The 25,782-nt window shown below is 61.6% G+C and carries 21 protein-coding genes and 1 tRNA gene; 9 read left to right on the forward strand and 13 right to left on the reverse strand.

The genetic code is table 11. The annotated features are described in order from the left end of the window. Window positions 1–2 precede the first annotated feature (2 nt). The 3 genes from JOY29_RS10595 to JOY29_RS10605 form a co-directional block, all read right to left on the reverse strand. Window positions 3–842: a DpnII family type II restriction endonuclease gene (locus JOY29_RS10595; RefSeq protein WP_300973499.1), complete on the reverse strand. Its 840-nt coding sequence runs from the start codon at window positions 840–842 to the stop codon at window positions 3–5. Then, window positions 839–1,870: a DNA adenine methylase gene (locus JOY29_RS10600; protein WP_300975527.1), complete on the reverse strand. Its 1,032-nt coding sequence runs from the start codon at window positions 1,868–1,870 to the stop codon at window positions 839–841. The genes JOY29_RS10595 and JOY29_RS10600 overlap by 4 nt, the downstream gene beginning before the upstream one ends. A gap of 228 nt (window positions 1,871–2,098) precedes the next feature. Continuing rightward, a complete protein-coding gene (locus JOY29_RS10605) occupies window positions 2,099–2,839 on the reverse strand; it encodes a hypothetical protein (protein ID WP_300973500.1) in 741 nt (246 codons plus the stop codon). Between the two features lie 198 nt (window positions 2,840–3,037). On the opposite strand from JOY29_RS10605, the gene JOY29_RS10610 reads away from it, so the two are divergent. The 6 genes from JOY29_RS10610 (at window position 3,038) to JOY29_RS10635 (ending at window position 12,400) form a co-directional block, all read left to right on the forward strand. Then, window positions 3,038–3,571: a hypothetical protein gene (locus JOY29_RS10610; protein ID WP_300973501.1), complete on the forward strand. Its 534-nt coding sequence runs from the start codon at window positions 3,038–3,040 to the stop codon at window positions 3,569–3,571. A gap of 56 nt (window positions 3,572–3,627) precedes the next feature. Continuing rightward, entirely contained in the window at window positions 3,628–4,704 is a 1,077-nt protein-coding gene (locus tag JOY29_RS10615; protein WP_300973502.1) for a hypothetical protein, read from the forward strand. Between the two features lie 441 nt (window positions 4,705–5,145). Then, window positions 5,146–6,633 (forward strand): ATP-binding protein, encoded by a 1,488-nt coding sequence (locus JOY29_RS10620; RefSeq protein ID WP_300973503.1) that lies wholly within the window; start codon window positions 5,146–5,148, stop codon window positions 6,631–6,633. Further along, a complete protein-coding gene (locus JOY29_RS10625; RefSeq protein WP_300973504.1) occupies window positions 6,626–9,385 on the forward strand; it encodes a Z1 domain-containing protein in 2,760 nt (919 codons plus the stop codon). The genes JOY29_RS10620 and JOY29_RS10625 overlap by 8 nt, the downstream gene beginning before the upstream one ends. Then, window positions 9,357–10,343 carry a PD-(D/E)XK motif protein gene (locus tag JOY29_RS10630; RefSeq protein ID WP_300973505.1) on the forward strand — a complete coding sequence of 329 codons (987 nt, stop codon included), beginning with the start codon at window positions 9,357–9,359 and terminating at the stop codon, window positions 10,341–10,343. The genes JOY29_RS10625 and JOY29_RS10630 overlap by 29 nt, the downstream gene beginning before the upstream one ends. After that, window positions 10,340–12,400: an AIPR family protein gene (locus JOY29_RS10635; RefSeq protein ID WP_300973506.1), complete on the forward strand. Its 2,061-nt coding sequence runs from the start codon at window positions 10,340–10,342 to the stop codon at window positions 12,398–12,400. The genes JOY29_RS10630 and JOY29_RS10635 overlap by 4 nt, the downstream gene beginning before the upstream one ends. A 24-nt stretch (window positions 12,401–12,424) precedes the next feature. Here the strand turns inward: JOY29_RS10635 and JOY29_RS10640 are convergent, their stop codons facing one another. Next, entirely contained in the window at window positions 12,425–13,942 is a 1,518-nt protein-coding gene (locus JOY29_RS10640; protein ID WP_300973507.1) for a DNA cytosine methyltransferase, read from the reverse strand. 62 nt (window positions 13,943–14,004) lie between these two features. Here JOY29_RS10640 and JOY29_RS10645 point away from each other — a divergent pair, with 62 nt between their 5' ends. Next, window positions 14,005–14,496 (forward strand): very short patch repair endonuclease, encoded by a 492-nt coding sequence (locus JOY29_RS10645; RefSeq protein WP_300973508.1) that lies wholly within the window; start codon window positions 14,005–14,007, stop codon window positions 14,494–14,496. A 54-nt stretch (window positions 14,497–14,550) separates the two neighbouring features. Here JOY29_RS10645 and JOY29_RS10650 read toward each other — a convergent pair whose 3' ends face one another. From JOY29_RS10650 to JOY29_RS10665, 4 genes are all read right to left on the reverse strand, one after another. Beyond that, a complete protein-coding gene (locus JOY29_RS10650) occupies window positions 14,551–15,306 on the reverse strand; it encodes a hypothetical protein (protein ID WP_300973509.1) in 756 nt (251 codons plus the stop codon). Then, the gene (locus JOY29_RS10655) at window positions 15,287–16,198 is read right to left on the reverse strand and encodes a zincin-like metallopeptidase domain-containing protein (RefSeq protein ID WP_300973510.1); all 912 of its coding nucleotides are present in this window, start codon (window positions 16,196–16,198) and stop codon (window positions 15,287–15,289) included. The genes JOY29_RS10650 and JOY29_RS10655 overlap by 20 nt, the downstream gene beginning before the upstream one ends. Before the next feature lie 14 nt (window positions 16,199–16,212). Beyond that, a complete protein-coding gene (locus JOY29_RS10660; RefSeq protein ID WP_300973511.1) occupies window positions 16,213–17,277 on the reverse strand; it encodes a hypothetical protein in 1,065 nt (354 codons plus the stop codon). A gap of 545 nt (window positions 17,278–17,822) precedes the next feature. Further along, window positions 17,823–18,311, reverse strand: a complete 489-nt coding sequence (locus JOY29_RS10665) for a hypothetical protein (protein WP_300973512.1) — start codon at window positions 18,309–18,311, stop codon at window positions 17,823–17,825. Window positions 18,312–18,665: 354 nt separating this feature from the next. Here JOY29_RS10665 and JOY29_RS10670 point away from each other — a divergent pair, with 354 nt between their 5' ends. Then, the gene (locus tag JOY29_RS10670) at window positions 18,666–19,670 is read left to right on the forward strand and encodes a site-specific integrase (RefSeq protein ID WP_300973513.1); all 1,005 of its coding nucleotides are present in this window, start codon (window positions 18,666–18,668) and stop codon (window positions 19,668–19,670) included. 32 nt (window positions 19,671–19,702) lie between these two features. Here the strand turns inward: JOY29_RS10670 and JOY29_RS10675 are convergent, their stop codons facing one another. The 5 genes from JOY29_RS10675 to JOY29_RS10695 form a co-directional block, all read right to left on the reverse strand. Then, complete coding sequence (locus JOY29_RS10675) at window positions 19,703–20,614, reverse strand: hypothetical protein (RefSeq protein ID WP_300973514.1); 912 nt, start codon at window positions 20,612–20,614, stop codon at window positions 19,703–19,705. A 2-nt stretch (window positions 20,615–20,616) separates the two neighbouring features. Beyond that, window positions 20,617–22,419, reverse strand: a complete 1,803-nt coding sequence (locus JOY29_RS10680) for a phage exclusion protein Lit family protein (protein WP_300973515.1) — start codon at window positions 22,417–22,419, stop codon at window positions 20,617–20,619. Window positions 22,420–22,852: 433 nt separating this feature from the next. Continuing rightward, a tRNA-Pro gene (locus JOY29_RS10685) sits at window positions 22,853–22,929 on the reverse strand. 82 nt (window positions 22,930–23,011) lie between these two features. Then, on the reverse strand, window positions 23,012–24,319 hold the full coding sequence (locus JOY29_RS10690) for an FAD-dependent oxidoreductase (protein ID WP_300973516.1): 1,308 nt from the start codon (window positions 24,317–24,319) through the stop codon (window positions 23,012–23,014). 217 nt (window positions 24,320–24,536) lie between these two features. Beyond that, complete coding sequence (locus JOY29_RS10695) at window positions 24,537–24,860, reverse strand: polyhydroxyalkanoic acid system family protein (RefSeq protein WP_300973517.1); 324 nt, start codon at window positions 24,858–24,860, stop codon at window positions 24,537–24,539. 59 nt (window positions 24,861–24,919) lie between these two features. Between JOY29_RS10695 and JOY29_RS10700 the strand changes: the two genes are divergently transcribed. Then, window positions 24,920–25,777, forward strand: coding sequence for a D-Ala-D-Ala carboxypeptidase family metallohydrolase (locus JOY29_RS10700; RefSeq protein WP_300973518.1), 858 nt, complete (start codon window positions 24,920–24,922; stop codon window positions 25,775–25,777). The last annotated feature ends 5 nt before the right edge of the window (window positions 25,778–25,782 follow it).

Here is a 25,782-nt window from a genome sequence, read left to right on the forward strand (position 1 = left end):
GATCAAAGATCCGCCTCGGCTTTTAGCGTACGTAAGTCGTCCACGAAGGCGTCACGCATCTTCGTGGTGTAGATGCGTGCAATCTTCCCCTCGTTCTGGCGCGAGACGATCTTTCGAAGGTCAGAAGTCCTCTGCTCCCAGGTAGTGCCGTCTGTCACGAAGAGCAGCGTAGTGTCGTGACGTTTCGCCGCGATGATTGCATCGAGATCGCCGATGATATCGGTCATCTTGGAACCGGTGGCACCATAGCCTTTCACCTCGATCAGAATGCGGGGCCGAAGCTTGTCGGGAATGGCCATGTCGCACTTGGCGGACTCCCCGGCTGCACCTGTGAAGGTGCAACGTGTTTGGTATCCACCTTCGCCGAAAACCTCCTTGACCAACGCCTCGGCAAAGTCCTCCAAGCCCCGGCCCCGCTTCTGCCCCTGGATCGCCGAGCCGCGGCCGGAACGAAGGCGCTCAACTAGGATGTCACTCCAAACAGGCTGGTAGTTCACCGCTTTGGTCATCGCGACCGGCAAGCCCATGGCATCCAAAGCGATGTAGTAGGCGTCGGGGTCAGCTGCATAACGCCTAGCTCCGGAGCCACCGGGCCCTAACGCGCGTCGGAGATCTTCCTCCATCTTGTCCTTAGACTTAGCGAGGAACAGGCGAGCACAAAGGATTGCGGTGTTGAATGGCCCGTCGAACAAAAGCGCGATGTCAGCCGCGTCGTAACGAACTTTGTGTGGCAGGTCGGCGAGCTTTGCGATGGCCGCAGACGCTTCGTCGTCCATCCACTCAACGTCGAGCGGACTCAGATTTGCAAGGATGTCGTCGAGCGACTGGTCGATGACCCTCATGATTGGCCGACTATGAGGTACTCGGTGACGCTGGCGCGCTCGACCCGGCCGTGAGTTCCGAAGTGATAGCGATGGGGCTGCTCGAACACCGAAATCTTGCGCTTGTGTCGCCCCATTAGCTGAACCAGCTGCTCCAAGTCCGGAAACCCGTTTGAGCTATACGACAGCACGATCGTGCTGCGTGAGAAGCGCGCAAACAGTCTGTCGAATGCCTCGACGGCACTGCGGCGGTAACTGAACGGCGTGTGCCGCTTTGCGATCTTCTTCGACTTGGTTGAAGCGTCGATCTCTAGTCCCTGCCAGTAGCAGGAAAGGCCCTCTAGGAAATGGTAGCGTTTGATGTAGCAGTTATCGTCGGCCCTCGGCACGTACGGCGGGTCAAGATACACCAGGTCGACTGATTTCTGCGGAAGCTGGAACACGTCTGAACGAAGCGCGTGGTTCCGACGTCCGTTATCGAAGACAGCGCCATTGAAGACCTCAACCTGCTCCAGGAAGTGCTCTTCCAGAGTTAGGCGAAGATCGCGACGACCATCATCGTAGCGGGACAGGTCTCCGGTAATTGTGAAAACGCCGCGCGGCTGCCGCTTGAGGCAGGATCTGAATAGGGCAGCGAATGCGAGCGCCTGCTCATAAGGGTCATCTAGTTGCCGAATGTTGCCGGAGATCGCATCCAGGAACTTCAGGTCTTCGGGCGTGTAGAAAACGCCCGCAAACGTCTCTTGGATGAACCGGTGAGACCCGCTCTCTGGTGCCAACAACGATTTAATGGCCTTGCCACCCAGCCTTACATGATTGTTCTCGACCAGAGCCCGGCTGATGATGCTCGTGAAGTTAAGGAAGTCGGACGCAACCACGCGGCGGCCCATGGCCTTCATTAGGTAAGCCACGGCTCCAGTGCCCGAGAACGGATCGGCGGCGCTTTCAAAATCGAGCGTGGCGAGCACCTGATGAATCCAAGACAGGAGGCGCTTTTTCGACCCCATGTACCGTAATTCAGGGTACTTCAGTGCTCGCTCGGGGATCACCAACGGTGCTACGTCGCTTACGCCGCCGCGTTTCAGGGCAACGACGTTTCCGGTTGGTGCTCTGGCAGGTTCCATCGCCGGATCATGGCTGAAGGTTCGTCCGGATTGAAGGCCGAACTTGCGAAAATTACGCCGACCTGGATTGAGGCCTCGCCCGGCGCCAAGGGCAAAGGGCCAGACGAACGGGGCATCAGGCGAGCGGCCTCACGGGGTCGCCCCTTTCGGCGCTCAGCGCTTCGAGCAGTACTCGAGGAATTCACATCGGAATGGACGATCGCAATGCGCCCCGGTCTCCCGATGTGGCTCCGACCCCTCGAGCGTGTGCCGAGCCGCGGTAGCGATCGACTTGGTACTCGCGTGAAGGCCGATGGCCTCATCGGTCACGTCGATGTCAACAAAGGTGCGCCGGCGCCAATCGCGAGCACCTGGCCGCATGACTTGCGTCGGTAGTCGGATCGAAGCTCCCGAGAGATTCACGTCGCAGCCGGTCAGGACCCACGTTTGGGCTGCCACATCATGGATGTGGTAAGGCCGCGCTGCTGACGCGTTCTTCACTTCGACTAAGCGCCATGTGCCGTTCTTCTCGGGCTGTAGGATGTCTACCCTGACCACGACTCCCTGGTGCAGGAAGGCGGACTCAAAGAGCGGCCGGCGTAAAGACAGGGCGGAGCGGGTCTCGGCCAGGGCCGCCACCAGGTTCCGAGGATCGGGATCGATTAACACGCCCTTTGCGACTTGCAGGCGCGCGAGCTCACCAATCCGGTGTCCCGCCTCAAACACCTGGCGCGTGCGAGGATCGATTACGCCAACATCTCGGCGGTACACCTGCAGCCAGAGCCGCTTCGCGCAGTGTAGGTAAGTTGTCAGCTTCGACTTCGACAGCCTCACAGCCGGGAGATCGGCCGGCTGCTTCTGTCCATGCTGGTTGCCAGGAAACCTGTGCTGCTGAGCAGAGTCCAGAAGGCGCATTGTCACGCACCGTTTTCATCTGATAAATCAAGAAGTTACTGACATCACCGATTGGGTCGGATCACAGGAAACCAAACTTTTTGAGGCCAGACCCCTTTTCAGCCTGTTTCGGGAACACTAGATGCAACCCCTCAAGCGGCACCGATCGGTTTCGCTGCACTCAAGGCTGCTCCAGCCGCGTTACAATAAGGAGCCTCTATGGCTGACAAGTCCAAAAAAACTGGGCCGAACTTCATGATAGCTGGGCCAAAACAAGACAGCTGGGACGCGACCTCCCTTCGTCACACAATGGGTCTCCCGCCGCTGATCATCAGTCCGCCAGAGCCGGAAAGCCGTTGGGCGAAGAAGTTTGAGCGTGCCGCTCGAGACTGGGAGAAAACGCGGGCAGAGATCGAAAAAGTCGACGGAGAACGCGCGACTGAATTGGTCTGTGATGCGGTGAAGAGGTTCGTGAACGACAAAGGCGAGGTCCGCATGAACTTCCCTTTCGTCGTCGATCACTCTTCCGATCCGTGGCGCGTCCTGCGGGATGCCCTGAAACAGGCATACGCGCTCTTGGTGCGGAGTGCGTTTGGTCCGGCGGGTCAAGCTGTCGCCCTGCAAAGTATCGGCGAACGCCTCATCGACTTCTACGAAGCCCAGAACGACGACAGCGACGCTCGCTTCGCCCCTATCCGGCCGATTGGCCAGTGTCTGCTCGAGCTCGCTGCGCGCCTGCGGCAACCCGCGTGATCGTAACAAGGGTACCGCACGGCGCCGCCGTCCGCCGACAGTCATGGGAGTGACCAGTGTTCGATTTCGACAATTTCCCCTTTCACGAACGGGATTTCGAGACACCACTCTTCAAGGACGTCGCAGACTTCGTCTCCCAGGAGGCGAGGCCCCATATCTTCGTGAACAAGCTGCGGGATCGGCACCAGTCCCACCATGTTCTTGCCCGACGCGGTCGACCGTCCCGCGAGCTGGGAATTCCAGAAGTCGGTTCCGCGATATCCGCATTTGAATTCGCGGCAGCGAACGGGCTCTGGAAGGACATACACGTGACGATCGATTTCGCGAGAATGGGCGCCCACGAGCCTGCAGAGGTTCAGCAAGTCCTGAACCGGTGGTTACGGTGCCTGGCAGAGTGGTGCCGGGAACAAGGAATCCCCTGTGCGTACACCTACAGCGTCGAAATGTCGGCTTCCTACGAATATCACGCACACGTCGCGGTCCATGTCCCGGGTGACAGCGAGTGCTCCGGCAGGCGATTGCGCACGAAATTTCGCAAATGGAATAGGGGGTATACCGGCCGGCGTGGGCCGCACGTCGCCAAGGCGATCAAGGTTCGGGGTGGAAGCGAGGCCTCTGAACTCGGGCACTGGATCGTTTTCAGCTATCTGGTGAAGGGTTTCGATAGGACTGCCGTGCTCTGCTCAGGGCGCAACAGCCCGGACGGACACGATGTGCGCTTGGGTGACATTATCGCGAAGTCGTATCGCGATCCTGGACCGGTCGCGGTCAGCCGTCGAATCAGTGTGTCGAACAGCCTTGGCCCCGCCAGGCGGGCAATCGGCGTTCCAACGGGGCTTGAAGATCGACTGGCTCAGGAACCTGACACCAATTGGAGCGGGTTCGATTTCGAGCGCACCGCGCCAATGTCCGCGGAAGAACGGCTAACTCCGTTCAAATGGAAGCCGGTGCACAAGCCATTCCGCTCCACGTTCGAGGATGGGATTTACGATGTCCGCAGGCTCTACCCAGTTTGCTTCTACGAACACGTGACCAGGCTGCACCTTTCGCCGGTGAACGAGGTCGCGAACGACGATAACCACGACGACCACTATGATCTGACCGAGGCACTTCGCTCACTTGACGTCGATTGAGGCTCGCACCCCCGATCCGAGGACAGCGCCAAACTCAGTGACTTTTCTGAACCCCTATCTCGGTTCATTTGACGTAGGTCTGAAGAATGGAGCGGTCGTTCTTTGACGGTCGCTTCAGATCGGCCCAGCACCATCTGAAAGCCGAACGTCTGCAGTCGGGGTCGAAAACTGGCCAATTCGCATCTGCGTTTAACAGATGCTCCACCCCTTCTGCGCCAGCAGGAAATGTGGTTGCAGTCTGATTCGAACGCGTGGCGTCCGACATCTACTGCGGCAACGTTCCGGAGTGATTGCTATTTTCGAACTGACGGGCTTAACTCCAAACGCCGAGTAAGGGGGAAAGGTGCGTTTAGTCAGGGCGTCGCACTGGCCCGCATGCGCCAGCATGCGCGCAGGCGCGTGTATCTATCTTCGTCCACGTCTCACGTCCCGAGAAAGGACGTGACGGGCGAGGAATTCGCGGATGCTACACCAAACGCAGGCTCACTCATCCAGAGTCTGCGGGATATCGGCTACTCCTGCGAAACGGCTCTAGCCGATATCATAGACAATTCGATCACGGCGGGCGCGAGGAACATAGACGTTCTTTCGAACGCCACGGCCGACGAGCCCGCTGTTGGCGTGCTGGACGACGGTTCCGGGATGACCAAGGCCGAACTCATCGAGGCAATGCGACCCGGGAGTAGCAGCCCTCTCGCGGACCGGGCCAGCCATGATCTCGGCCGTTTTGGTCTCGGTCTCAAGAGTGCGAGCTTCTCCCAGGCAAAACGACTTACGGTGGTCACCCGAAAGGAAGGAGTGACTGTTGGCGCGACGTGGGATCTGGACCTCGTTGCGCAAACCAACCGGTGGGAGATTCAGCTTCACCATGATGTAAGCGAGATCCCCTGGGCTGATCGAATAGGCGACCAGGGGACCCTGGTGCTGTGGCGTTCGCTTGATCGACTTTCGGGCGGGATTACCGGCGACCACGCGAGGCGAGCCCAGCACATCAACCGTGCCATGGCCGCTGCGGAGCGACACATCCGGCTCGTATTCCACCGCTTCATGAGCGAGGACCGGCCTCCGCTTGCTGTGCGGCTGAACGGCCGGCACCTTGAGCCACTGGACCCATTCGGCACCACCTTTCCGTCACACCAGAGCGAACGCCCGGACCGCCTTAATCTCCAGCATGGCGATGTCGTGTTCCAGAGCTTCACGCTGCCACACCACAAGTCCATCAATCGTGCCGAGTGGGAGGACCTCGGTGGACCCGAAGGTCACCTCCGATCGCAGGGATTCTACGTTTATCGCGGTCGGAGACTGATTATCGCCGGCAGCTGGCTTGGTCTTGCGCGGCAGACTGAACTGACAAAGCTGTGCCGCATCAGGGTCGACATCCCGAACACGATGGATGCCGACTGGAAGATCGACGTCAAAAAGGCTTCGGCCCAGCTCCCCCCCGCTGTGAGAGAGCGGATGCGGGTTCTCGTGGAGCGCCTGTCGCTGACGTCCCGCAGAACTTATCAGAAACGGGGTCAAAGGCTCGTCGACGAGGAGTACCTCCCAGTTTGGCAGCGCATCCAGAAGGATGGCGCGATCATCTACCGACCGGACACGGCACATCCAGTATTCGCTGATTTTTCAGCACGCCTACCGTCCGAACTTCAGGACGAATTCGCGAACCTGATCGGGCTGCTAGGGTCGACGATACCAGTGGCATCACTTCATGCAGACTTCGCAGGCCAGGCGGAAGAGGTGAAGGCCGACGAGGCTGAAGATCCCGCGATTACCCAGCTCGCACAGGCCATGATCCCTCGGCTCATCGATCAGGGAACTGATCCTGACCGGATCCCGGACATACTTCAGCAGATCGATCCATTCCGCTCGAGCTGGTCTCGTGCGGAAATGATCATCGACGACATCCTCAGGAGCTTCGACGATGAGTGACGTGGTGGACCAGCTCGATGCGGTGGTCTCGGTAATGGTCAGTTCGGATGCGGCGCCGACCGCCGACAGCATCCGCAGCACCATCGACGCAATGAGAGCTGCAGGCCCGTTTGCTGCAGTCACCGACGAGCAGGCAGAGAAGCTCGCACGTGAGCTCGAGGAGCGCATCGGCATCAGCATGGGCATCGGTGCGGTGGTCGGCCAGCGCGACTTCAAGCCATGGCTCAACGATGCAAAGGCCAGTGGTAAGATCGATCCATATTACTGGAACCGATATCGAAAGCTGCTGCAGTCGAAGAGGCTTCCTGCAGACGTAATCACCGGCATCGACACGGTTACCGACCGGATCCTCGACCGGATGGGCAATCCGCACGATGAGGGTGAATGGGATCGCAAGGGCATGGTCGTCGGCCATGTGCAGAGCGGCAAGACGGCCAATTATACTGGTTTGGTCTGCAAGGCTGCTGACGCCGGGTACCGTCTGATCGTCGTCATCGCAGGCATCCACAACAATCTCCGCAACCAGACACAGGCCCGCATTGATGAGGGCTTTGTCGGGCGGGACACAGGACGGCTGGAACAGCGCGAGACCCGCGACAGGCCGCGAACAATCGGCGTCGGTACATTCGACGACCGCCGCGCTCCCGTCAGCCTGACTACGACGCTCAAGGACTTCAACAAGTCAACCGCGACAACCAACACGAGTCAGATCGCGTCTTATGCGGTGCCGGTGGTGCTCGTTATCAAAAAGAACTCGCGCACGCTGGCGAACCTCATCGACTGGCTTCGCGAACACAGTGCTGGCCGCCGGTCGGAGATGGTGGACCAGCCGATGCTGCTTATCGATGATGAGGCGGACAACGCGTCAATCAACATCGCCTATGGCAAGGAGGAGGTCTCCCGGATTAACGGTCAGATCAGGGACCTTCTCGGCGTGTTCCGTCGCAGCTGCTATGTGGGGTACACCGCCACCCCGTTTGCGAACATCTTTATTGATCCGGACTCGGTCGATGAGGTCTACAGCGAGGACCTGTTCCCGCGGCACTTCATTATCGGCCTTGATGCGCCGTCGAACTACTTTGGTGCACGCAAGGTGTTCGTCGACGGCGTTCCGGATGAGGAAGGCGAACGCCCAACCTATCTTAGATACATTGACGACAATGGCGACGTGCTGCCGGTGCAGCACAAGATCAGTCACGACGTCAGCGAGCCTCCGTCTAGCCTCGTCGATGCGCTGCGTACCTTCCTCGTGGCGCGAGCCATCCGCAATCTGAGGGGCCAGCAGGCGCAGCATGCGTCGATGCTGGTCAACGCTTCTCGGTTCACCGGCATCCAGATGCAACTGCGTAACCGGCTCCACGAGCAGCTGCGGGTCATTGAGGACGCGCTGCGTGTCGATGGCGGCGATGTTGAAGCCGCCGCTCGCAATCCCGAAATTGTCGCCCTGCGCGAGCGTTTCCTAGATGAATACGCAGACTCGGGGCATGACTGGTCCGACATTCTCCGAGGTCTGCTGTCGGTGGCGGCATCGGCAACTGTGGTAGCGGTCAACAGCCAGTCGCCTGCCAGTCTCGACTATGACGTGCGTTCCGAGAACGGTCTGACCGTCATCGCGGTTGGCGGCTTCTCCCTTTCGCGCGGGCTGACGCTGGAAGGGCTCACGGTCTCCTATTTCCTGCGCAACTCCCTCATGTACGACACTCTCATGCAGATGGGTCGCTGGTTCGGTTACCGGCCGGGTTACGAAGACCTTTGTCGCATCTGGATGCTGCCTGATGCAGCGTCCTGGTACGCTCACATCAGTGACGCCACCGAAGAGCTGCAGCAGGAACTCAAGCGGATGGAGCAGGCCAACGCTACCCCTGAGCAGTTCGGACTGGCAGTTCGCAGCCATCCCAGCGCGCTTATGGTGACAGCGCGCAACAAGATGGGCTCCGGCGAGAAGCACGTGCTTGTCGGGCTTTCGAACAATTTCGTCGAAACAACGAAACTTGGTGCGTCGAGCCGTGCACTTTCGGCCAATCGAGATGCGCGAGATCGGCTACTCGCTGCGCTCAGCGCGCAGGGTCACGGCGAGTCCGCCTCAACAAAGGTGTCCGGAGGGCTGCTCCTCTCCGACGTCCCGGTTGATCTGATCGATGACTTCCTGCGCGACTTTGAGAATGAGCGGGAATCGGTTCTCACCGACACTAGGCCCATCAGGCAGTACATCGGCGATCGCCGCGATGATGAGCTCGCGAAGTGGGATGTCCTTGTTTCGGCCCGGAACTCTGCACCCACGTCCGAACAGATCGACATTGGTGGCTGGTCTCTGGCGCCGATTACACGCTCCGTAGGCGCCGAAGCATTTGAGAGAGGCATTCTGGCAGTCAGCGGCAAGCGTGCGCGCGTCGCCTCGCGTGGAATGGAAAAGGCCGGCGTGGAACGCGAACGCGCCCAGGCTGCGGAAGCGCAGTATCGATCCGATCAGAACCTGGGTGAGGATGACGACATCAACTACCCCGATCGCATCTACCGGGAGGCGCGCACGCGGCCGCTGTTCATCCTGTTCAACATTGCGATCAAGCCTGATGGACTAAGCGAAGAGCAGCAGACGCGCCTACCGTCTGAGCCGGTAGTCGGGTGGGGAATCAGCTTCCCGAAATCGAACCGGGCGGATCAGACGGTCGAATATATTTTGAATACCACCAAGCTGCGGGAACTCTTCGGCGACGAAGACAGCGATGAAGGCCAGTTCAGTGAAGATGAATGACCCCTGGCAGGGGCTCTCCGCGGGCTCGATCGATGCGCGACGCGTATCCGGAGAGGGGAAGCACGACTTCTTCTGGATCACGTCTAGCAGCAGTGAACCTGGACTGCTGCTGCGGCTTCCTGCGGGGATCGAAGAGCCGGCTTCGCTCCCGAAACTCCGCAACCTGGAAATCGCTATCCGCGATGTTGTCGGGGGACGAGCAATCGTCATCCTCCTGAAGGATCCGGACCAGCGAGAGCTCTTCGTGAGTCTTTGCCGCGACGTCGTCGGCGCAGCCGAAACTGCAGCAACCACTCAGGACGCAGTCACACGCGCGGTCAGGCGCCTGTTGCGATGGCATCATCTGCTCAGAGGTGGTCGGTCGGACATACTGTCTCTCGAGGAGCAGAGGGGCCTGATCGGGGAACTACACTTCCTCGAGAGGCTCGTGTCGCTCATCGGACCACGAGCGGCGATCGAAGCGTGGCGAGGCCCGTTTGGTGCTTCGAAGGATTTCGAGCTCGACAGCTTGCTTGTCGAGGTGAAGGCTCGCCGGGGGGCGGCAAAGCCTTACGTGCAGATATCGTCCGAGGATCAGCTCGCCGATGTGGCGGGCACTAGCCTGTTCCTCTGCGTCAGTCCCGTTGATGCTGTGATCAAGCCCGAGGGCCTCACACTCGCTGATCATGTTCGACGGATCGAGGAGATCTTTATCGCAGCCGATACGGACTCGCTCGTGCTCTGGGAAGAAGCGATTCAGGCGTCAGGATATGATGTCGCGGATGACTATTCCGACCGACGGTGGAAGGTCGGAGAAACGCTGGATCATCGGGTCGAGGGCGAGTTCCCGCGGATCGTGCCGCCGCTCACGGTCGGGGTGGGCGGAGTACGCTATTCGATCTCGCTAGGAGCCTGCTCGTCATACCGGATGCAGGAAGGCGATCTTGACGGGCTGATCAGCGGCGGAGGGCTGCCATGAATGAGATCACGAGTTTCCATCGGGAGCTGCTTGCCGACGTTCAGGGTGATGCAGACGCGATGGGAGTAATTACGGCTGAAGCGTTTCTCGAGAAGGCCGGCGACATCCTCGATGAAGCGGGGGAACTGAACTCGCTCGACCTCTGCTATTACGAAGGCAAGTTCGAGCGGAAGCCGATCCAGGTCGACGGCTACAGCTGGGATGCGACCGACGACGAAGGCGTGTTCAGCCTGATCATCTGTGACTTTGCGCTCTCGGAGGAGCCGCAGCCGATCACGGGTGCGGAAATCAACCGATTGCTCATGCGCCTCGTTGGATTCACCAGGGCGGCTAAGTCGAGAGAGTTCCGCGAGAGCTTGGAGGAGACGAGCAACGCGTTCGTGCTGTCGGACCTCCTTGTCCGTGTCTGGAAGAAGATCAGCAAGATAAAGCTGATCCTGGTCACCAACCGCCTCAACAAAGCGAAAAAGGATGCTGATCCGATCGGTACGACCGGCGGGATCCCTGTTACGTCCAATGTCTGGGATTTGTCGCGCATCGAGAGGTTCATCTCGTCCGGCCAGACGCGCGAAGACCTCATTGTCGACTTCGCAGAGGATTTTGGGGAGCCCATACCAGCGCTGAAGGCCTCGTTCGACGGATCACCGCTCGACAGCTATATCGCCGTTGTTCCCGGCGTGCAGCTCGCCGCCATCTACGACAAGTGGGAAGCCCGACTGCTTGAGGCCAATGTCCGCAGCTTCCTTCAAGCACGCAACAAGGTGAACCGGGGCATCAGGGATACGATCCGGGACGATCCCTCGATGTTCTTTTCCTACAACAATGGTCTGAGTGCGACGGCCGAAAGCGTCGAAGTTGCCCAGAGCCCAGACGGTGCGTTGCTTCTCCTTTCGGCCGAGAACTTCCAGATCGTGAACGGCGGCCAGACTACGGCGTCGATCCACGCAGCACGAAAACTTGCCCCCGAACAGCTCAAGCAAGTGTTCGTCCAGATGAAGCTGACGGTCGTGCCACCGGAGCGCGCCGAAGAAGTAGTCCCGCGTATTTCCGAGTACGCCAACAGCCAGAACAAGGTGAACGCCGCAGACTTCTTCGCCAATCACCCGTTCCATGTTCGCATGGAGGAGTTCTCCCGTCGTTTGCTGGCACCCGCCGGCGATGGTCAGTACCGCGAAACGAAGTGGTTCTACGAGCGGGCACGCGGGCAGTTCGCGGATGAGCGCGCGCGGCGCTCACCCGGCGAGCGCAAGAAGTTCGATGCCGAATACCCGCGCACGCAGTTCCTCACGAAGACGGATCTTGCGAAGTTCGAGAACTCCTATCGATGCCTCCCCCACGTCGTGAGCCTCGGAGCTCAGAAAAACTTCGCGGAGCTCGCGAAGGCGATCGGCGCCGACTGGTCAAAGAAGGAAGGCGAGTTCGACGAGATCTGGTTCCGCCGACTGATCGCGAAAGCGATCATCTTCAGGGCTATCGAGAAGCTCGTGCCCGCTCAGCCGTGGTATCAGGGCGGCTACCGGGCGAACATCGTGACATATGCCTTCGCCAAGCTGGTCCACGATGCCGAGGCTAAGGGAAAGGTCATCGACCTTGATCAGGTCTGGCGGCTTCAGAGGCTACCTGCAGCTCTCGAGAAGGCCTGCCTCGTGGCAGCTGAAGCGGCAAACCAAGTGATCACCTCTCCGCCGGCAGGCGTTCGTAATATCAGCGAGTGGGCCAAGAAGCAGGGCTGCTGGGCTGTCCTCGAAAAGCGAACGGCTCCTTATGAGGCTGACCTCGATGATGAACTTATTGATCCCGAAGCAGCGAAATCCGTACGGCGCGATGAGCGCAAGGATCAGGCGATCACGAGCGGAGTCGAGGCCCAGTCAGAAGTCGTCCGCCAGGGGGGCGAGTACTGGTCACAGCTACTCGCGTTTGGCCAGTCGATTAAGAAGCTGACGCCAAAGGAGGTGGGTATCCTTCAAGCGTGCGCGAGGGTGCCGACGCACATTCCATCCGAGAAGCAATGCGTAATTGCCGTGCAGGTCGCCGATAAACTCGAGCAGTTTTACTGAGGCTGAGACTCGGGCCCGACCTGATCAGGCGGCGGCCCGCACTTCCGATACCTTCAGTATCTCGGCGACGATCTTTGCAATCTGGAAGGCGAGCAGCGGCGGAACGGCATTCCCGACCTGAACATATTGCGCCGTTCGGTTGCCCTCGAAGAAATAATTGTCTGGGAATGTCTGTAGACGCGCCGCTTCTCGAACGGTCAGGCTGCGGCATTGCACCGGATCAGGATGGATGAAGTAATGCCCGTCCTTGGAAATGTGGCTGGTGATCGTGCTTGAGGGAGCGTTCCACCGCTGGGCCCGGAAGCGATCGACGAATTTGCCCGAGGTCCAGTTCGCATGTGCAGGTGCAAGCTCGTTGGGAAACTCGTCGGCCTTTGGCGATCTTCCCCATAGTTCAGCGAACGCAGCGACGAAGGCGTAGCGGGCGAGATCATCCGGCATGTGACCGCGAGCATAATGATTGGGCAGCGCTTCGAGCCGCTTGTCGCACAGCCAGCCTGCAAGGTTCTGGTTGCGCGGCCGAGCCGGTGTTGTGGAGGAGCGCTCAAGATCTGCGCCCCGCTGCTCGATTGCAGAGGCGGCCTCGATTAGACGAGCGGCGGCTTTCCTGCTCCGATCGCCCATTCTTGAGCATGCCCGAGCGGCAAGGCGGCACCCGGCGGCGGCTGTTTCTGCCCACCGCTCCGGATCGTCAGGCCCGCGGCTCAGTCCACTCCGGAGAGCAGCGAGATTGCCGATGACATCGCGAACGTTGACCGGCGGAGACGAGCTCAATCGGAAATCCATGTTCCCGATCGGAAGATCGGACCGGATACCGAGCAGGATGACTCGGTGACGAGCCTGCGGGACGCCGTGCAGCTCGCTCCTGATCACATAGCCTGACGGGCTGTCATAGGGAGCCAGCTGAACGATCCGATAGCTGTCCGATGTGCCACCAGCGCCGCGAAGATCCTCGAGCACCCGATCAAAAATCGCATCGCCATTGACCCGTGACGAGAGGATGCCCTTCACATTCTCCATCACGAAGACGGCGGGCTTCAGCCGCTTCAGGATGCGGATATACTCTCGATACAGGAAATGCCGATGATCCTCTCCGGCCACATACCCGACGATACCCTTGTTCCGGGCGCGGCCAACGAGTGAGTATGCCTGACAGGGTGGGCCGCCGACGAGGACGCAGGCGCCATTGGCCTCGACGGCAACCCTGTCGAGCAGCGGATCGAGAATTTCGTCCGTTCCTGCCGCGCCAAGCTCCAGCTGGTGGGTCTCCTCACAGGCGCGAAACCACTCGCGTGGATGCTTGCGGATGAGTGCGGCATGCGAGATCCGGCCTGCGAGGTAGTCGTAGTAGCTCTGGGGAGCTGAACTCTCGAACTGGCGATAGAAGCTTCGAAGCTTCAGCGTCCTGAAGGCGCTTGGTTCTTTCTCTACCGACAGGGCGATTCTGAATGCGCGCGCGCCGCCGGTTGCCACTGAGGCGAATCCCTCCGCGAGACCTCCTGGACCAGCGAACAGGTCTACGACGTGGATCGGCTTTGCCATTGAACGAATCTGCCTCCTGTCCGTACGCTTACCAGGAAGTTCGCAGGGTTCCAGGAGAAGAAATGGTCGACGTTGTCGACAAGGCGACACGCTCAAGGATGATGGCGGGAATCCGTGCAAAGAACACAAAGCCGGAGGTTGCTCTCAGGAGTGCTCTTCACAGGCTCGGCTTCCGGTTCCGCATCCACGATCGCAAACTGCCGGGAAGCCCGGATATCGTGTTGCCTCGTTACAGGGCGGCCGTGCAGGTTCATGGATGCTTCTGGCACAGGCACGAGGGGTGTCGGTTTTCCACAATCCCTTCTTCGAGGCCTGAATTCTGGCAGGCCAAGTTCAACGCCAACTTAAAGCGCGATCGAAGCGCCACCGTCCGCTTGAAAGAAGCGGGATGGAGGACGGGCGTGGTCTGGGAATGCGCAATCAGGGAAAGAGGCGCTGGCGAAGTCGCGCGCGAACTTGCGGCTTGGCTCAAGAGCGACAGCGAGTTCGTTGAGTTATCCTCAGCGCCTCGCGGCGGAGCCGGCCTGAAAGCGACTTCAACCTGTGGCTTCTGACAAACCACAGAACGTGACTGGCACCGCCATAAAATGTCGTTTTTAATCAATGTCCTACGAGTAGCGTAGGAAGCCTCGGGTCACATCCGTATTCCGCCGCTTCAAGAAGATCACAGAGGTATTGTCGTGCCCACCTGCCGCGAGGGCGGCGCTCACGATGGCTTCCGCCGGATCGCCCGGCGGCTCCGCCAGCACTTCGGCGATCCTGACGTCCGACAGCAGGTCCGTGACGCCGTCCGAACAAAGCAGAATATCCTGTTCTAAATCGATCCACTGTGTGTGCACGTGAATAGGGACAGGTTCAGCGTAGCCGCCGAGACACTGCATGAGCGCTCCGCTCCTCGTTTTGTCATCAGTGCTCGTTTGCCGAAGGACCCCCCTATCAATAGCGTAAACGCGACTGTCACCGGCGTTAAAGGTAAGGGTCACGCCCTGCCCTGTGACCGCGCCAGCGATCGTGGTCCCCATGCCATGAAGCTCCGGACGCATTCTCATAGCCATGAATATTGCTTCGTCGGCCAAGTTGACGGCTCGCTGCACGTCTTTCACCGTCCGAATATACGGCATCAATGGCCGCAACACTTCGATCGCCAAGGCGGCCGCGATCTCGCCTGCGACGTGTCCGCCCATGCCGTCAGCGAGAAGCGCCCAGCCGGCATCTGCAGCAAGTTCGCCACTCCAATTTGTGGGGCTGCCGTCTGAGCCGGACACGGCGCAGCGATCCTCGTTGACCTGCCTGACGCGGCCAACGTCTGATCGGAGAAAGGCTCGCACCGACCGCGACGTTGATTTAGGCGGCAGCTTGCTCAAGCTCTTCTTCCTTGGTTGCCGGGCCGAAGCTTACGTCGAGTTCGGTGCAGCGGACGATGTAGTCGATGGCTTCCTGCGCCTTGGCCGCTGCCGTCAGGATTGCCCGCGGATCGCTGCGCAAGACCCGGAGCCAAGAGCTCACGTAAGCCGCATGATCCGGCCGAGGCTCAACCGAAAGGCCGAGGTGAGCGGCGATGAAGGCCGAGCCGAGTTCTGCCACCAATTCTTCCATCGCATAGTCATCGGTGCCGAACCGGCCGCTCAGATTCCGATCCAGCCGATGCTTGGCACCGCTCCAGTGAACCGTCTCGTGGGCCAAGGTCGCGTAGTAGCTGTGCGCGTCGCGGAACTGCTGGAACTTCGGCAAACAGATCTGATCGTGCGCAGGAACGTAACAGGCTCGGTCGCCGCCGTGACGAACATCGGCGTTTATTCGCTCGAAGAAGTCCTCGGCGTTCGCGACACGATCCTGAGGATCAATGGCCACGTCCGAGGGTGCGGTGTACCCGTCCACCTGATCGGCACTGAATGCGTTATAGACCTTCGCCAGGAACCGCGGTCCTCGTGCTTCCAGCTCTTCCTCAGCGGGCCGGGCCGGGTTCGACTGCCAATACAGGACCGGGGTCGATTTCTCGCCTTTCCGAACCTGGGCTCCCCTTGAGGCCCACTGCCGATGTGTCGCCCAGCGCCCTGAGGAATAGCCGCTCGCCTCAGCGGCAGCCCAGAGCATCAGCACATTGATGCCGCGATAAGGCTTGCCGCTTACCGCGTTGATCGGGGAAGCAAGCGCCTCGCCCCATCGCGCCCATGGCATTCGAAAGTCCCCTGCCCCGGCCTCAATGGCGTCGGCTATTTGCCACGTAATCCGCTCGAAGAGGTCAGTGCTGCGCATCGCCGACGGTCCGATTATGCGGCGTTGGAAATCAGCGACACGGGAGCCGGCAGCTGCGGCGCCGTGACGTGCCAACTCCTTGCCTTCGCGCGCAGCGCCTCTTCAACAAGCGCGTCGATCTTCCAGAAATTGAGATACCGGTCGTGCAACGCGTAGGCGAAGTCGAGCTCTCCGGCCCACCCAATTGCCTCGACTAGCTGCTCGAGCTCAACATTGAGGAATTGCACCGTCTCGGGCCCGGGCTCAACAAGGTGCGATGCGTATAGCTGAGCACCTTGCTGGAGCAGATGGTTCTGGCGCGGAGCAATGAGAACGAAGCGCGCCTCGGCGTAGTCGCCGCGATAGCGCGCGGCATGGGTCAGGAGATGTTCGCGGAAGAGCTGCTCACACGAGCCGGTTCGGAGCACCGCGCTCATCGGGTTCTTGTAGAGGTCTGACGCGACGGCCAACTCGTCGTAGCGCTCGCTAAGCTCCGATGAGGCTTGGCCGGGGCCTTCGCTGTACTTCATCTCGACTGCGATGAGGCCCTTCTCGCCGTCGGAGCGCTCGTAAACGAACGCCGCGTCGAAGGCGCTGCGATCACCGGTAAGATCGTCACGGTCGCGCCCGGGCGAGTGCTCGAACCAGACATGAAGAACGCGAGCGAGATCGATCGCCGGAATAAGGCTGCGAATGACCTTTGCCGCCAAGGTCGGATTAAGACGAAGCGGCGCCAGGGCGTTGAAGCACAAGGGTTGCGAGCTCAAGAGATTGCCGTAGAGGCGCCGCTGATCGATGAGCGCGCCTCTCTCCTGATAGGCAACTTCCCGCCGGACCAGATGGGCGATCTCGGGGCTGAGGAAGTTACGGCCGGCGTCGGCAGCGGTCCCTGCGAGCAAGGAGCCGATCCGGCGCTGACTGCCGTCTGGCGCAGTGTAGGTGCCGATAGGTAGCTGCTGGCTTTCCCGCCAGAGGGCTTGGAGGAGGCGGGCGCAGGCCCGAAAGCGGTTGTCGAACCTTTCGTACGCCCGGTGCTTACGGAGCACGCTCTGCGGAATGATGGGAAGCTGACGAAGCGGGCTATTGGCCTCGGGCGCCATGAACGATTCTCCAATGCCTATGACGCGCAACGATTCAGTTAAGCCCGGCAGATCTTGCGGGCCCGGTCGCGGCGAGCGTTGGTGATGAATGCTGGCGTCAGGCGTGGCCGGGGTCGCGGCGAGCGTTGGTGATGAATGCTGGCGTCAGGCGTGGCCGGGGTCGCGGCGAGCGTTGGTGATGAATGCTGGCGTCAGGCGTGGCCGGGGTCGCGGCGAGCGTTGGTGATGAATGCTGGCGTCAGGCGTGGCCGGGGTCGCGGCGAGCGTTGGTGACCTGATCGTCGATCAACTCAATCTATGGACTGAATGAAGGTGGATTGGTCGTTGTGAAGGAAGGAAGGATTGGGGGAAGGTAAGAGGAGGTAGAGGTAGAGGTAGAGGTAGAGGTAGAGGTAGAGGTGGAGGGGGAAGGGGGGGAGGGGGTAAGGGGGTAAGGGGGGTAAGGTAAGGGGGTCGGGGGTCGGGGGTATATAGCGCCCATCCCCGCAGCCCCACAGCGACCAACAAAGAATTTTCAAAAAAGGAACTGCAGCCTTAGTGCGCGGTCACTTGGGCGATAACGCCTTCTTGAGCTTCGTATATTCGCGGATCAGCGCGTCCGAGCCGCGTGACACCTTGACCGACCAAGGACCCCCACCGTCCCTCGGTTTCACTTCCGCTCCTACAGCAGTCTTAATGTGCCTCGCGATCCGGCGATTGATCGCACTTTCACGGTTTCCTCTAGTAGCAGAGTCGTAGAGGGCACGATGCTCGATCCGTATGCGCTCGAACACAGTGAAAGTGAGATCCTCGGGAACGCTCCCAGACCGCTCTACCTCCTCCTTCGCAATTGCTCCGGCAACGTCCAGCAACTGTCGTTCAGCTCTGGCTTGCTCCGCCTCGGAACCAGAGCCGAGGAATGGCTCAAGCCCCTGCTCGACAAGGCGAGCAGCCGCATCGGCTTCCGTTACCCCGAGCTCTTTTGCGCGGCGCCTCAGCGCCTCCTGAAAAGCGGGCCGGAGGAATAGAAAAAGCGGTGCAGGTGCAGCTGCCAACTTGGCCCCTCTTGCGCGATGGTTTCGGGAACACTAAATGTAACCACACGCTCCCAGTCAGGCCCAATGATCATGTCTCCACCCCCAGAAAGCAAGAGTTGCCGACGCCCCGCTGAAGGCCGCCATCAAAGCCCTCGAATGAAATCGAACAAGGACGCGCGGCGACACATATCTTCTTGCCGACGCAGTGTTCGCTGAGAACCCCATGCCGCGCGCGTACACGGTGGCGTCGCTCGCCGAGGAGTGGGCCTGCTCCGAAGGTGTGATCCGGAAGGCCATCGCCAACGGTGAACTCGGCTGTTTCCGGCTGGGATCACTGATCCGCATACCCATTGAGGAAGTTAGGCGCTTCGAATGCCAGAATTCAGTGTGCAACGACTGCGTGGAGGATACGCCATCGTCTGGCGTGACGAAGCAGGTAAACGTCGCAGATTCACCCTTGAGGCTACCGATCGCACCACCGCGCAAGCGGAGGCGCGCGGCTGGTGGAAGCGTAATACTGGCGCAGCCAGCACGGTCGGTGGGATAGTTGAGGCCTACATCGATGCGCGCGAGGCCGCGGAGATTGCGTCAACCGCGCGTCAGCGTGACGCCTGGAAAGCGATGCAACCGTACTGGGCCAAAGTGGAACCCGCGATGATCGATCATGAGATGGCGCAGGAGTATGTCCGCCGTCGCGACCGATCAGACTCAACCACTCGGTATGAACTCTCGATGCTCGCTGTCGCACTCCGGTGGGCTGCAAAGCAGGACCTGATCGACAAGGCTCCAGAGGTCTGGCGCCCAGCGGCACCTGAGCGCCGTGAGAAGCATCTTTCCCCTCGCGAGTTCGGGCGATGGTTCGCCGAAGTGAAGGCGGAGCACGCTCGTCTATTTGTGGAGATCGCGATCGCCACGATGGCACGGCCGAGTGCAATCCTCGAGCTTACTTGGCGCCAGGTCGACTGGGAGCGAGGAATGCTCAATCTCAATCCTCCCGGGCGGCGCCAGACGAAGAAGCGCCGGCCGATTGTGGCGCTGGAAGAAGAGACGATCGCCGTGCTGAGGACGGCCTTCGAAGGTGCCCAAAGCGACTACGTGATCGAGCGCGGCGGCAAGAAGATCGACAGTATCAAGAAGGCGTTCCAGGCGGCATCAAAGCGGAGTGGGATTCATGTCACTCCGTACACGCTGCGGCATACTGGCGCCGTATGGGCGGCTGAGCGCGGAACGCCCATGACTGAGCTGGCCCAGTTCATGGGGCACGACGATGACCGAACCACGCAGAAACACTACGCGCGGTTCTCACCGACCTATCTCCGAAGTGTGTCTTCGAACCTTAGGGCTGCACGCAATGAGGCCGCCGCACTGGCCGACTAACAAGGCTACCTTGCATACCTGCTATCTGCCGCTCACGGCGGCGACCAGCCGTGCATTTGTCGGGTATCCACGGGAGAGCGGACGTAGTCGGCGCTGGGGTCGCCGAGCAGTGCGACCAGCAGCCGGCAGACCACCGCCTGCATCTCCAGCGGCAGGTTCTGATTGGTGCCGACACCGTGCACGGCGAAGCCGAGCGGAGCATCCATGAAAAGGCTTTCGTGAACGGTTGCGTTGCGAATTACAGATACGGGCGAGGCGCCCGCCGTGTCGTCGGCCCAGCTAGGGACCGGGATCTGAAACAGCTCGCATAGCCACCGCACGCGACTGTGGTGCTTCACGCCGCCCTTAGGCAGTGGATGATAGTCCCTCGCCAGAGCAAAACAGGCGTCGAGCGCACCGTATAGATAGAGAAACTGCTCGAACTGCAGAGCCTGGGGCGCCTGAGCGATGTACAGTGCATGCAAGGCCGCCACCCAGAGGCGAGCCCGGAATGGTGAACTCTTGTTGGCCTGCCAGAAGCCCTCAGCCAGGCCAATGGCCCTGATCGTTTCCCGAGGGGTGAGCACAAAGTCGACCAGCTTGCGCGGCTTGGTTGCCGCAGCGTCCAAGAACCCCGCCTCCGTTGTGGTCAGCCGCATGCCAACGAAGAAGCTCAGCCCCCACACGAGGAACTCCAAATGTTCAGATCCGTCCGCACCTGCGTGGCACAGCCGGTGTGTCATCGGCAGCCCGAAGATCCGGCTGGGGTAGGCGCGCTCAATCACGCCCTCACCCATGACGTGGGTGCGGGCAAGCGGCGCATAGACCCAGTCGCCGTCCACACCAGGGCCATCGCGGACCGCCGAGACAGCCTCGTTGAGGCCCGGGAGAGTCGCGAGCGTGATAGGTCCGATGACACCGTCGAGCGGTTCCGGGTACCAGCCGAAGTCGGTCCAGCTGGTCATCGTCACCGAACTGGGAATAATATTTCGAGCCGCTGGGCCATCCAGTCGAATGCCTGGCGCGGAGTCGGACGTTTGGACGGTGGGGAGCCCGCGGGGTCGAAAAGCGCCTTTAGGAGATAAGAGCCGTTCTCCAGCGCCGGGCTGCGCTCGCCGAGGTCGAACTTCGCCGTCGCCGCCCGGAAGCGCTGGATCACGGGCGGGTGCGTCGGCCCTTGGCCGCCCACGGATTCGAAGAGAAACAGCCAAGCCAGGGCGGTGATTACCATCAGCGCGCGGAATTCGCGGTCCAAGCCGGAGCCAGCGTCATCCAGCACCCAGCTGGTGGCGAAATCGTCCGCCTGAATTTCCTGTCGGACCATCTGGTCGGCGGGAAGAAAGGGATCATGTCCGTGATGCACGTGGCCAATCTCGTGCAGCAGAATCCAACTCAGAGCACCGAAGAACAGGTTGTTAATCTTCCCCTCGTGGGAAGTCGGAGAGGCCTGCGCGTCCGGTACGCCAAGGCCGGGCGGCCAACTCCGGTCTTCTCTAACGAGCCGTTTGGCATAGTCGACGTAGCCCTGCAGATTTAGGTCGTGCCACTGGTTGGCGAAATCGACGCCCGTAACGCTTTTGGCTTCTGGAGCCCGCGATGACAGCGAGCCCATCTGCATGACGGAGTAGGCCACATAAGCCACACACCATAAGCTCGCGAGCCCCGCCCAGGTCACATAGACGGACTTCTGATCGACCCTGGCCCAGAACTCCGCCTTGGAACCCAGCGGGGTGATGGTCCACTCGCCCGTTCCGAATACCTCCCCTGCAAGTACCTGCGCGCGTTCCGGTGCGATGTTGAAGGGAGTGCGATTGACCACGGCGAACAATCCACCGGTAGCTGCCTCCGTCGACAGTTCGCGCGCGCGCAAAAGAGTAGAAATCGCCATCTGCTGCCCGGGGATGTGGGTGCCCCCGGAGCCGCGCATCACGATGGCGCCAGGCGAGACGGGCTCGACATAGGGGTACGCTCTTACGGCGACCAACTCGATCGGACTTCCCGCGATCGCGCGGCGCCGGTCTGCCTCGACTTCACGGCGGTGGCCGTCGATGTCGCCAGCGCCGCGCACCACGATCTGGATGAGCCCTCCAGGACGGAGGTGCCGCAGGGCGATTTTCATCGCCTCGTCCTCGATCGCCCAACGGAAGTCCTCATCACCTCGAGCACTAATGCGTTGAGCGACCTTGGTCATCGAACGCGCTTTGTGTCCGCCGGTGAACCACAAAGTTACGGCGTCGAATGGCCCGTTGTCACGAAGCCACAGCTGGAAAGCCACGTCCTTCACCAGCACATCCGCATTGATCAGCACTCGATCGCCCTGAACCACAATCGCTGCAGGGGCTGGAACAGTATCGTAGCGCTTCATGCCAAGTTTCCACTGGAGGCGCGCGCTAGCGACCGCCTCTGGCGCCAGTTCGAGCCGCGTTGCGGCATCCGCTAGACAGTGGGGGTTTTCGTCGATGCCGGCGATCAGTCGGTCTCGTTGCGGGATAGCAGCTGAGAGCGCTTCCAAGCCTTGGCCTAGGCCGCAGCCAATGTCGAGCACGCGGACAACGTCGCCAGCCTCGACCAGCTCAGCCGCTAGGGCGGCGTAAAGCCCCTCCGTGACATAGTGGTCGGCATTCACCCCCCACTCCCGGGCGTAGATCTCCTGCGCGACCTCGACTGCTTTGCCGCGGGGTGCCGCAAAAATGGGGCCATGGCAGTCGCCGTAGCGTCGGCCGCTGCCGCACGCGCAATCATCATCAGGCTTCAAATCAGGCTTCGACATTGGCTCTCACTTCGGCGGGAATACGAGATAGTCCGCCAACGATGGGAACGACCGTAGCCCCTTCAACGGTTAGTGTGGCCAACTTCGGAATTCAGACGTCGGCCGGGCTCGGTCGCCACTCGGACGGACCGGATGTCATTTTCTGCACGCTTGCTGTTCCGACCAAAGGCTATGAGCACCCTAGAGTTATCCAAGAAGTGCAGATCGGACCCGGGCATGGTGTATATTTAGCAGAGATAACAAACACTTAGCGTCGCGGCTGGTCGTCGCGGGTCACAGGACACATTCAAAAAAGCACTAATGGACCGTGCCAGATGGCGTCCGGTGGTCAGCGCGCTGGCTGTGCGCAACGACGGCACAAGGTTCAATGTGAGCCTCCGACCCCTGTCCTTCTGCGCGGTCGCGCAGCGATATTGCTCTCGCGAATAAGTGGTGGTCGGGGAGAGAGGATTCGAACCTCCGGCCCCTGCCTCCCGAAGACAGTGCTCTACCAGGCTGAGCTACTCCCCGACCGGAACCCGCTTTGCAGCGGGAGCCAAGGCGGGGCGGTCTTTAGGCGGCGGTTCACAAGAGCGCAAGTGATATAGGCCGCTTATTCCTGGTCGCGCCGTCCGGCCTCGAGGAGGTCGGGGAGGCGGACCAGTTTCTCGCGCGCGAAACCGGCGCGGGCAGCCGCGATTTCGGCGGCCTCGATCTTCTGCCAGTCGGCGAACAACACCGGCTCGCAACCGCGCGAGGCGAGCAGGCGGTCGAGACCGGCGGCACCGTCGCGGGTGGAGCCTGCCGGCACCGCGGCGGCGATGGCCTCGGCGACCTCGAAGCCGTCGGGACGGTTGGTGCCGATGGTGCCGGTCGGCCCGCGCCGTGCCCAACCGACGGCGTAGAGGCGCTCGGCGATGAGGCCGGTGCGATTGGGATACCGGCCGAGCGCCTCGTCATAGGGGATGCCGGGGATGGGCGGCGAGGAATAGCCGATGCAGGAGATGACGAGCGAGGCGGGCAGGGCGTAGGTCTCGCCGGTCCCGCGCGCCTGCCCGTCGGGACCAAGCGCGGTGCGCTCGACGATGACCTGGCTGGCGCGGCCGTCGCCTTCGATGGCGACCGGCTTGGCGAAGAAGTCGAAGGAGATGGTCTTCGGCTTGCTTCCGTCGGGCGGCGTGGCGGCAAAGGCCCGGAGCAGCTCGACGCTCTTGCGCTGGCCGGGATCGAGCGCGGCGTCCGTGCCCTGGGGCGGGAAATCGGCGGGATCGACCGAGGGCGCGGCAGCCTGAAGATGGCCGAGTTCGCCCAGCTCCTTCGGGGTCATGGCGATCTGGTGCGGGCCGCGGCGGCCAAGGATGGTGATGGAGCGCACCCGGCTGCCGCCAAGCGCCTCGAAGGCATGGGCGACGATGTCGGAGCCGGCGAACTCGGCCGGGGTCTTGGCGAGGATTCGCGCGCAGTCGAGCGCGACATTGCCGTTGCCGACGATGACGGCATGTTCGGCAGACAGCGGTGGGTCGAGGTCGGCGAAATCCGGATGGCCGTTGTACCAGCCGACGAACGCGGCCGAGCCGATCACGCCGGGCAGGTCGTCGCCGGGAATGCCGAGCCGGCGGTCGAGCGGAGCGCCGGTGGCGAGCACCACCGCGTCATAATAATGGAGCAGCTCCTCGATCGACACGTCGGCGCCGAGGTGGACGTTGCCGAGGAAGCGGACCCCGGGGGTGAGCGCGACCTTTTCGTAGCGGCGGGCGACGGCCTTGATCGACTGGTGGTCGGGCGCGACCCCGAAGCGGATCAGGCCATAGGGGACCGGCAGCCGGTCGAGGATGTCGATGGCGACGCCGCCGCCCTTGAGCAAAGCCTCGGCGGTGTAGAAGCCGGCAGGGCCGGAGCCGACGATGGCGACATGTTTCATGGGCTCGGCTCCTCAGGATCTGCGCCGGAAGAAAAGAAATTCTGCCTTGGATTTCAGTTTGTCCACTTCGCGGGCCGGGCGGGCCCCGAAGGTCCGGGATCGGCGGGCGTGAACAGCGTGGCGGACCATCAGCGGAGGATGAACCCCGATGTCCTACTAGGCAAGGCAAGCGCGGCGGCGCGGCGGCACCGAACCCCGGCAGGAGCGGGGAAACAGCCTATTTCTTCGAGCGGTCCTCGAGCAGCAGTTCGCTTCCCTTCGACCGCAGCGCGGCCTCGATCGGCCTGGCCATCATGGCGAGAAGGCCGGGCAGGGCGACGTGGACTCGGACCAGCGCATCTTCCACTTCGAGCCGCGCTTCGGCCGACTGCCCCATGGCCGCGATGACGAGGTCGAGGCGGTCGCCCTGCCATTCGTGCGTGACCGCCGCTCCGCCCGGAAAGAAGCTGGTGAGCTTGTGGATATTGTCCGCGATGCGGCGGCGGGCCTCGGTCCGGCCGAGCTTGTGCGGCAGGTCGACATGGATTGGCTGCGTGCTCATGGAGGCGAGTTGTGGCCCGTCCGGTGTCTTTTCAACCCGCAATGCGTTATGAAGGGGAAATGCGGATCCTTGCGGCGATCCTTGCCGGCCTGACGCTGGCGGCCCCCTCGGCCGCGCAATATGCCGTGCCTCCCGCCTATCCGGCCCCCGTCGCGCCGCTCCGGCCAGCCCCGTACAACGCCGTCTGGAATCCCGCCGCCGACTATGTCGAGGCGGGTCAGGACGAGCCCGGCTATCGCGTCTGGGTGACGCAGGCGCCGTGGCGGGCCGGGGCGGTTGCCGAGTTCCACCGCTATCTGCAGGCGAGCGGCGTCGCCTATGTCGCGCCGACCTGGCAGTTGCTCCGCACCGCCAGCGACTGGCGCCGCTGCGGGGCCGATCCGTTCGAAGTGCCGCCCGCGGAGGAATGGGCGAACATCGTCAATACGCTGCGCTACGTGCGCGACCATGTCGTGCCCAAGGTCGGTCCGGTCGAGCCGGTCAGTGTCTTCCGCAACGCCGGCCTCAACCGCTGCGCGGGCGGGGCACCGGAAAGCGTCCATCGCAGCATGAGCGCGATCGACTTCGTGCCGCTGCAGCCGCTCGACCGGGGATCGATGATCCGCCGGCTGTGCGCCGAGCACCAGGCCGAAGGCCCGCGCTACAATGCGGGCCTCGGCTTCTATGCCAAGATGCGCTTTCACGTGGACAGCTGGAAATATCGGACCTGGGGCCGGACCGATCACGGCCACCTCGCCTGTCCGAAGGCCGAGCCGGTCGTGACCCTGGCAAAGACGACGGGTGGCAGTCCGTCGGGCGCGACGCTTGCAACGGGCGTGACCGCCGCGGTGCAGGCGACCGCGCCGGCTACCGGCGCCGTCGTCCGGCCGGCTGGAGACCCGTTGGCACCGCTGCCGGAGACCAGCGGCGGGCGTTGAGCCCT

It is taken from the genome of Sphingomonas sp. LHG3406-1 (genome assembly GCF_029637485.1).
Classification (GTDB): domain Bacteria; phylum Pseudomonadota; class Alphaproteobacteria; order Sphingomonadales; family Sphingomonadaceae; genus Sphingomicrobium.

Bases quoted from the DNA above. Each gene is read 5' to 3' on its own strand.
- JOY29_RS10595 (WP_300973499.1), bottom strand. From the start codon at position 842: ATGAGGGTCATCGACCAGTCGCTCGACGACATCCTTGCAAATCTGAGT.
- JOY29_RS10605 (WP_300973500.1), bottom strand. From the start codon at position 2,839: ATGCGCCTTCTGGACTCTGCTCAGCAGCACAGGTTTCCTGGCAACCAG.
- JOY29_RS10610 (WP_300973501.1), top strand. From the start codon at position 3,038: ATGGCTGACAAGTCCAAAAAAACTGGGCCGAACTTCATGATAGCTGGG.
- JOY29_RS10625 (WP_300973504.1), top strand. From the start codon at position 6,626: ATGAGTGACGTGGTGGACCAGCTCGATGCGGTGGTCTCGGTAATGGTC.
- JOY29_RS10630 (WP_300973505.1), top strand. From the start codon at position 9,357: ATGAAGGCCAGTTCAGTGAAGATGAATGACCCCTGGCAGGGGCTCTCC.
- JOY29_RS10635 (WP_300973506.1), top strand. From the start codon at position 10,340: ATGAATGAGATCACGAGTTTCCATCGGGAGCTGCTTGCCGACGTTCAG.
- JOY29_RS10640 (WP_300973507.1), bottom strand. From the start codon at position 13,942: ATGGCAAAGCCGATCCACGTCGTAGACCTGTTCGCTGGTCCAGGAGGT.
- JOY29_RS10645 (WP_300973508.1), top strand. From the start codon at position 14,005: ATGGTCGACGTTGTCGACAAGGCGACACGCTCAAGGATGATGGCGGGA.
- JOY29_RS10655 (WP_300973510.1), bottom strand. From the start codon at position 16,198: ATGCGCAGCACTGACCTCTTCGAGCGGATTACGTGGCAAATAGCCGAC.
- JOY29_RS10660 (WP_300973511.1), bottom strand. From the start codon at position 17,277: ATGGCGCCCGAGGCCAATAGCCCGCTTCGTCAGCTTCCCATCATTCCG.
- JOY29_RS10670 (WP_300973513.1), top strand. From the start codon at position 18,666: ATGCCAGAATTCAGTGTGCAACGACTGCGTGGAGGATACGCCATCGTC.
- JOY29_RS10675 (WP_300973514.1), bottom strand. From the start codon at position 20,614: ATGACCAGCTGGACCGACTTCGGCTGGTACCCGGAACCGCTCGACGGT.
- JOY29_RS10680 (WP_300973515.1), bottom strand. From the start codon at position 22,419: ATGTCGAAGCCTGATTTGAAGCCTGATGATGATTGCGCGTGCGGCAGC.
- JOY29_RS10690 (WP_300973516.1), bottom strand. From the start codon at position 24,319: ATGAAACATGTCGCCATCGTCGGCTCCGGCCCTGCCGGCTTCTACACC.
- JOY29_RS10695 (WP_300973517.1), bottom strand. From the start codon at position 24,860: ATGAGCACGCAGCCAATCCATGTCGACCTGCCGCACAAGCTCGGCCGG.
- JOY29_RS10700 (WP_300973518.1), top strand. From the start codon at position 24,920: ATGCGGATCCTTGCGGCGATCCTTGCCGGCCTGACGCTGGCGGCCCCC.